6 protein-coding genes are annotated in these 7,174 nt (G+C 40.9%); 2 read left to right on the top strand and 4 right to left on the bottom strand.

Annotation, left to right across the window (positions count from 1 at the left end):
• Positions 1-2 precede the first annotated feature (2 nt).
• On the bottom strand, positions 3-2,906 hold the full coding sequence (locus JR005_RS00720) for a valine--tRNA ligase (RefSeq protein WP_218665395.1): 2,904 nt from the start codon (positions 2,904-2,906) through the stop codon (positions 3-5).
• Between the two features lie 250 nt (positions 2,907-3,156).
• On the opposite strand from JR005_RS00720, the gene JR005_RS00715 reads away from it, so the two are divergent.
• Both JR005_RS00715 and JR005_RS00710 read left to right on the top strand, forming a co-directional pair.
• Positions 3,157-3,831: a hypothetical protein gene (locus JR005_RS00715; RefSeq protein ID WP_218665776.1), complete on the top strand. Its 675-nt coding sequence runs from the start codon at positions 3,157-3,159 to the stop codon at positions 3,829-3,831.
• A 25-nt stretch (positions 3,832-3,856) separates the two neighbouring features.
• Complete coding sequence (locus JR005_RS00710) at positions 3,857-4,663, top strand: SDR family NAD(P)-dependent oxidoreductase (protein ID WP_004990398.1); 807 nt, start codon at positions 3,857-3,859, stop codon at positions 4,661-4,663.
• 32 nt (positions 4,664-4,695) lie between these two features.
• Here the strand turns inward: JR005_RS00710 and JR005_RS00705 are convergent, their stop codons facing one another.
• The 3 genes from JR005_RS00705 to adeK form a co-directional block, all read right to left on the bottom strand.
• Complete coding sequence (locus JR005_RS00705; protein ID WP_004990396.1) at positions 4,696-5,157, bottom strand: YbjQ family protein; 462 nt, start codon at positions 5,155-5,157, stop codon at positions 4,696-4,698.
• 10 nt (positions 5,158-5,167) lie between these two features.
• Positions 5,168-5,518: a YbjQ family protein gene (locus JR005_RS00700; RefSeq protein WP_004990395.1), complete on the bottom strand. Its 351-nt coding sequence runs from the start codon at positions 5,516-5,518 to the stop codon at positions 5,168-5,170.
• 98 nt (positions 5,519-5,616) lie between these two features.
• The gene (adeK, locus tag JR005_RS00695; protein WP_218665394.1) at positions 5,617-7,068 is read right to left on the bottom strand and encodes a multidrug efflux RND transporter AdeIJK outer membrane channel subunit AdeK; all 1,452 of its coding nucleotides are present in this window, start codon (positions 7,066-7,068) and stop codon (positions 5,617-5,619) included.
• Between the last annotated feature and the right edge of the window lie 106 nt (positions 7,069-7,174).

Genomic DNA, 7,174 nt, shown 5'->3' with positions numbered 1-7,174 from the left:
GTTTAAAGCGCAGCAATCTGCTCCATACTCGCTTTAATCTTACTTAGCTGATCCGCGCATTCAGCCAACTTGGCTTTTTCACCTTCAACTACCGCTGCCGGTGCTTTCGCCACGAAACCTTCATTGCCTAATTTATTAGCAATTTGATCATGTTGTTTTTGGACTTTATCTAAGTCTTTTTGCAAACGACCCAATTCAGCTTTAGGATCAATCAAACCTTTCATTGGAACAAAGACAGACGCATGACCGACAACGCTAGAAGACGATAATGGCGGTTCTTGATCTTTCGTCAAAAATTCAATACTTTCAACTTTTGCCAGTGCTTTAAATAAAGGTTGAATACGCTCAATTTGAGTACGTTCTGCATCTGAAATGTTTTGCAGCAATACAGGTAATAAACGTGCATTACCCAAGCCCATCTCACCACGAATATTACGCACTGCACCAATTAAACCTTGCAACCACTGCATATCTGCTTCGGCTTGTTCATTGATTTTTGCTGCTTCAGGAACAGGGTATTGCGCCGTCATGATCGTATCGCCACCTTTGCCAATCATCGGCGCAAGGGTTTGCCAGATTTCTTCGGTTAAATACGGCATCAATGGATGTGCTAGACGAAGTGATGCTTCCATCACTGCAAGTAACACACGGCGAACTTCAGCTTTACGCTCGGAAGATACTTCTGCATCATTCAGGACGGGTTTTGTCAGTTCAACATACCAGTCGCAATATTCATTCCAAATAAAGTCATAAATGGTTTGTGCAGCAAGGTCCAAACGATAAGTTGCAAATGCTTGATGAACGGCTTGTTCTGCTTTTTGTAGACGGCTGATGATCCATTGTTCTGGAAGTTCCCAAAGCTCAGGGCGAGCTTCTTGAGCAACAGTTTGACCTTCAACATTCATCAGTACAAAACGAGTCGCATTCCAGATTTTATTACAGAAATTACGGTAGCCTTCGACACGTTTTAAATCGAATTTAATGTCACGGCCAGTATTGGCAAGCGCACAAAACGTAAAACGTACCGCATCTGTACCATAGGCATTAATCCCTTCCGGAAATTCTTTACGGGTTGATTTTTCAATCTTTTCGGCTTGTTTTGGATTCATCAAACCAAAAGTACGTTTCGCGACCAGACTTTCCAAGTCAATCCCGTCAATCAAATCTAAAGGATCAAGTACATTCCCTTTAGATTTTGACATTTTTTGACCTTCGCCATCACGAACCAAACCATGTACGTACACAGTTTTGAACGGTACTTGTGCAGTACCATCTTCATTCTTCATAAAGTGCATAGTCAGCATGATCATGCGTGCCACCCAGAAGAAGATAATGTCAAAACCAGTCACCAACACATCAGTTGGGTGGAAAGTGTTTAAGAAATAGTTTTCTTTATCTTTGGCAGCATCACCAGTCCAGCCTAAGGTGGAGAATGTCCAAAGACCCGATGAGAACCAAGTATCCAAAACATCTTCGTCCTGCTGTAAAGTCACATTGTCAGCAATATTATGTTTGGCACGGACTTCTTCTTCGTTACGACCGACATAGATGTTGCCATCAACGTCGTACCATGCAGGAATACGATGACCCCACCACAATTGACGTGAAATACACCAGTCCTGAATGTTGTTCATCCATGCCATATACATATTGGTATATTGCTCTGGAACAAACTTGATGCGTCCATCTTGAACCGCTTCAATCGCAGGTTTGGCAAGCGGTGCAATTTTCACATACCATTGATCAGTTAATAATGGCTCAACAATGACACCTGAACGGTCGCCACGAGGTGCTTTTAAGTCATACGGTTGAATTTGATCCAACCAGCCTTCTGCTTCTGCCTGTGCAACCAATTTTTTACGTGCAGCAAAACGCTCCAGACCGATATAGTCTGTCGGTGCCGCAATCGTCGCTGAAATCTGTTCGCCTGCTTTTGCAATAAATTCAAAATCAGCCAGAATTTCGGCATTTTTATTAAAAATATTGATAATTGGCAAGTCATGACGTTTGCCTAGGTCATAGTCATTAAAGTCATGCGCAGGGGTAATTTTGACGCAGCCTGTACCAAAGTCTTTTTCGACATACTCATCCGCAACAATCGGCACTAAACGACCAGTAATCGGCAATACGATATTTTTGCCAATCAGATGTTGATAACGTTCATCTTCAGGATGTACCGCAACTGCACTATCACCTAATAAGGTTTCAGGACGTGTGGTTGCAACGACGAGATAGTTATTGCCATCTTGGGTTTTAAGAGATTTATCTTCAAAGAAATATTTGAAATGCCACAAAGAGCCTTTTTCTTCAACTGATTCAACTTCAAGGTCAGATAGGGCAGTTTGGAGTTTTGGATCCCAGTTGACCAAGCGTTTGCCACGATAGATCAGACCTTGTTCATGCAGTTGAACAAAGACTTCTTTAACGGCATTAGATAAACCTTCGTCCATGGTAAAACGTTCACGCGACCAGTCAACCGAAGAACCCAAACGACGAATTTGTTTGGTAATGGTGCCGCCAGATTGTTCTTTCCATTCCCAGACTTTGTCGATGAATTGCTCACGCCCCAAGTCATGACGACTGACATTCTGCGCGGCCAATTGACGCTCAACCACCATTTGCGTAGCGATACCTGCATGATCCGTTCCCGGTTGCCATAAGGTATTTTTTCCCATCATACGGTTATAACGGGTCAAAGCGTCCATAATGGTATTATTAAAACCATGTCCCATATGCAAGCTACCCGTGACATTCGGCGGTGGAATCATGATACAGAATGATTCACCATGACCAGATGGCTTAAAGTAACCTTGTTGTTCCCAAGTTTGATACCATTTTTTTTCAATCTCAGTCGGATCGTAAGTGGTCGCAATGTTTTGAGCAGATGGAGCGTTTGCGTCAGACATAATTTAAAAGTCAAAAGTGTATAAAAAATTGCATCTATTGTAGCAAAAAAACAATGAAAATGGCGTGTTACGATCAGATTGGATTGGGCTAAAAAATTGTTATCTATTTTGGTGCAAAAGTAATCTGTAGAGTCAGTAAAAAAGTTTATGTTTTAATCGAAACTTGTTAAATTTACATCAGATCAATGTTTCACTGGTCTATAAAAACAAACTACAGAAGATGTTAGGAATTTAGGGATGATGCAATGGGATATGCAGTTTTTTTAAAATTAATGAAGCAACACATGGTCGTTTTGAAAATATTCGTACCCAATTAAATTTGGGCGCTGAACAAAGTCAGTCTAAGGCATTGGGGAATGTCTTATCTGAAATTGCCTGTGAAATTATTGAGCAGGTCTTTGCCGATTTGTTATATCAACAAAAGCAAAAGAATAGTGTAGATGCGCAAAAGCATGTCGCAGAATCAGAAAAAGTAGTTCAACAGGTTTTAGAGACTATGCGTAAATATATGCCGTGGTCTGTTTCTTTTTTTAGCAATGAACGATTAACACCGCTAGTCAACTATTTTTCAGATTTATTAAGTGAGCATAATCGACAAATTTATGTTCGTTATGAGTTAGATCCATCCTTGGTTCAAGAAGCTTTTGCACATATTGAAAAAGTGCGCGAAGGGCAGATGAGTTATGTGCCTAAGGCATTTCAGGTACTGACTCAGATTGTGGACGAGGGGGTTACCAGTCTTATTCGTAAGCCTAAGAAACTGCTCAAATTTAATTTGGTTGTCGATAAAACCCTTAATGGTGTGATTAAGATGACCACGCATCTAGGATACAAACGTCTTGAAAAATTAGGTGAAAAAATTGATTCAAGCACAGCAAATGAATATATTGAACACTTTCTGATTTTTATGCAAAAAGAAACATAGTTTCATTATTTATAAGGAAATAAACATGGCGAAGTTAACAACACTTGAAAATAAAGTCGTCTGGATTACTGGGGCATCATCGGGTTTAGGCAAAGCTTTGGCACGTGAATGTGCATTACAGGGAGCGCAGGTTATCTTAACCGCGCGCCGATACGATGAACTGGAAAATGTCAGAATCAGTTTATTTAAACCTGAACGACATCTTTCAATTGCTGCGGATATTACCGACGAAGTTCAAATTCGCCATGCCTATGTACAAGTTCTGGAAGAAAAAGGAAAAATTGACTGGCTCATTAACAATGCAGGATTGAGTCAACGCGCGCTCATTCAGGACACCACTATGCAAACTGAACGCGCGATTATGGAAATTGATTATTTTTCACAAGTTTATTTGACTAAAACCGTACTTCCGACATTTATTCAGCAAAAAACAGGTCGAATTGCCTTTGTGTCTAGTGTGGCGGGTTTGTTAGGCACTCAATATCGCGCTAGTTATTCGGCAGCTAAAGCAGCGATTCATATGTGGGCGAATAGCTTACGTGCTGAAATTGCACAGTTTGGCGTTGGAGTTTCGGTGATCTTTCCAGGCTTTGTTAAAACCAATGTGTCTTTTAATGCGCTTAATGGCGAAGGAAAGCCACAAGGTCATCAGGATGAAGCAATTGAAAATGGTCTTGAAGCCGATGAATTTGCGCAGGAAGTGGTGAAGGCGCTTATGCAGGAACAGGAATATATTGTAGTCGGGGGGACTAAAGAAAAACTAGGTGTTTTAATCTCTCGCTTAGCCCCTTCTTTACTTTATAAAATGATTCGTAAAATGAAAGTGAAATAATAGCTTTATTGGCTTTTATCAAGAAGTTGCTTTCAACTTCTTGATTGTTCTACTGTAGCTTTAGCAAAAATAGCTGTTCCATAAGCAAATACTTCAACCATACCGCCTTGCATCCCGAGTTCCGTGGTACTTAAACGTAGTCCCATGATTTTATCTGCACCGTGACGAACAGCTTCTTGTTTAAGTCGGACAATGGCTTCTCTTCGTGCACGATCGACTACGGTTTCATAACTGGTGAGCCGACCACCAAAAAAATTCTGGATATTGGCAATGATGTATTTAAAATAATCATGAGAAATCACAACATTACTTGAAATAAATTGACCTGATAATTCACTATAGACAAAGCGATTGCTATCAATGCGAATATGAGCAAGTTGCTGCTCTTTGTGCTCAAGTTCACGCCAGTGTTTTCGTTCAAAATACCGACCAAAACCCCATCCAATAGCACAAAGAATCAAAAAAAGAACAACCTGAAAAATAAGATTTTCCATCAGTTATGCCTTAAGAACTAAAAGGATCGGGGAGTTTGGGTGCATGAGGTTGCACAATCACGGCTGTACCATACACAAAAAGTTCGGATGCACCTTGTGCAATGTTCGATGTCGAGAAACGTATTCCTACAATTGCATTTGCACCTAATTGCTCAGCTTTAGCAATCATACGTTGCATAGCCTCCTGACGGGATTCTTCTAGAAGTTCTGTATATGCGGTGAGTTCACCGCCCACGATATTTTTTAAACCTGCAAGCAAATCGCGTCCCGCATGTTTACTACGAACAGTGCTTCCGTACACGACATCAAGTTGTTGTGTGATGAGGTAACCTGGCATACTTTCTAAATTACTTAATAACATATACTTATTTTTAAAAATGGTGTTATGAAGATATAAAAAAAGTCATATAGATGCAATAAAAAAGCCCACCGAAGTGAGCTTAGTCAAACTATTGAGAATTACTGTTTTTTCAAGTCAGCACTTGATGGCTGATGAACAACAGTATCTGTAGTATTGGCTTTAACGCCACCACCCAGAGTCTTGTAAAGCTCAATTTGATTATTCAAATTGGCTTGTTCAAGTAACAATAAGCCTTGTTCTGCTGAGTAAGATGAGCGCTGTGCATCCAATACCGTTAAGTAGTTATCAATACCAGCGCGGAAGCGGGCATTAGATAAGTTATAAGTTGTATTGGTTGCTTCCACCAGACGACGTTGCGCAGAGATACGATCTCCGATATTGGCACGTGTGGCTAATGCATCGTTAACTTCACGGAATGCTGACTGAATTGATTTCTCATAATCAGACAATGCAATTTTCTGATCTGTTTCAGAGATTTTGATGTTCGCGCGACGAGTGCCCCAATCAAAGATTGGCAGGTTAATACTTGGTCCAATTGACCACATACCTGAGCCAGATTTAAACAAATCACTCAATTCAGCAGACGCATAACCTGCCGAACCTGTAAGGCTAATCGTCGGGAATAATGCTGCTTTTGCTGCACCAATATTGGCACCAGCGGCACTCAATTGATATTCCGCAGATTTTACATCAGGGCGATTATTCAACAAGTCACTTGGTAAGCCCGTCGCAAATAAATTTTGACGTGTTACAGATTTAACAGGTTGATTTGGCAGTAAGTTCTGTGGAACAGGTTGCCCGACCAGTAAATTTAACAAGTTTTGTGCTTGCGCGATTTGGGTTTTATAGTTCGCTACATCATTGCGTGCAGTTTCAACAGAAATCTGCGCCTGACGTAATGGAACTTCACTATCGATCCCGACATCAAAGCGTTTTTTGTTCAAATTATATGAATCAAGTTGAGCTTTTAAGGTCTGATCAGCCAGTTTCAAATTCGCACTAGCAAAAGAATAACTTAACCAAGCTTGAGCCACCTGACTGACCAAACTAATTTGTGTCGCATCACGCGCACTTTGTGTCGCGAGATAATTATCGAGGGCTGCATCTTTTAGACTACGAACACGTCCCCAAAAATCCAACTCATAAGAGGTCACCCCTAAACCGACCTGAAAGGTGGAATAAGGATTATTTGGATCACGAGTCGGTGTGACTTGACGAACAGCACTACCACTTGCACCAATAGTTGGTAACTGATTGTTTTCAGTAATTTGATATTGCTGCTGCGCGCGTTGAATATTCAAAGTCGCCGTACGAAGATCACGGTTATTGTCTAGAGCCAACTCAATCACTTGCAATAAGCGAGGGTCAGAGAAAAAGTCTTTGTAGCCTTGTTCTGCAATAGATGTACCTGAAGCGCCATAACTATAGCTTCCAGGAATATCGGCCTTTGTCACTGGTTCTGGCCCACGCATGCTTTGGCAGGCAGCCAAAGACAGCGCGAGTGCAGAGATTGCAATGCCACGACTGGAAATAGACCAAACAGTTTGCATCACGATCAATGCTCCTGAGTATTTAAAGTTTTAGGTTTGTACTTAAAGATACTACGAATCCACACAAAGAATACAGGGATGAAGAAGATACCTAAAAGTGTTGAAC

The sequence above is a fragment of the Acinetobacter sp. Colony158 genome (assembly GCF_019264745.1).
In the GTDB taxonomy this organism is placed as follows: domain Bacteria; phylum Pseudomonadota; class Gammaproteobacteria; order Pseudomonadales; family Moraxellaceae; genus Acinetobacter; species Acinetobacter ursingii.
The sequence above is the reverse complement of the archived record's forward strand: the minus strand, read 5'-3'. Positions and strand labels throughout refer to the sequence as shown.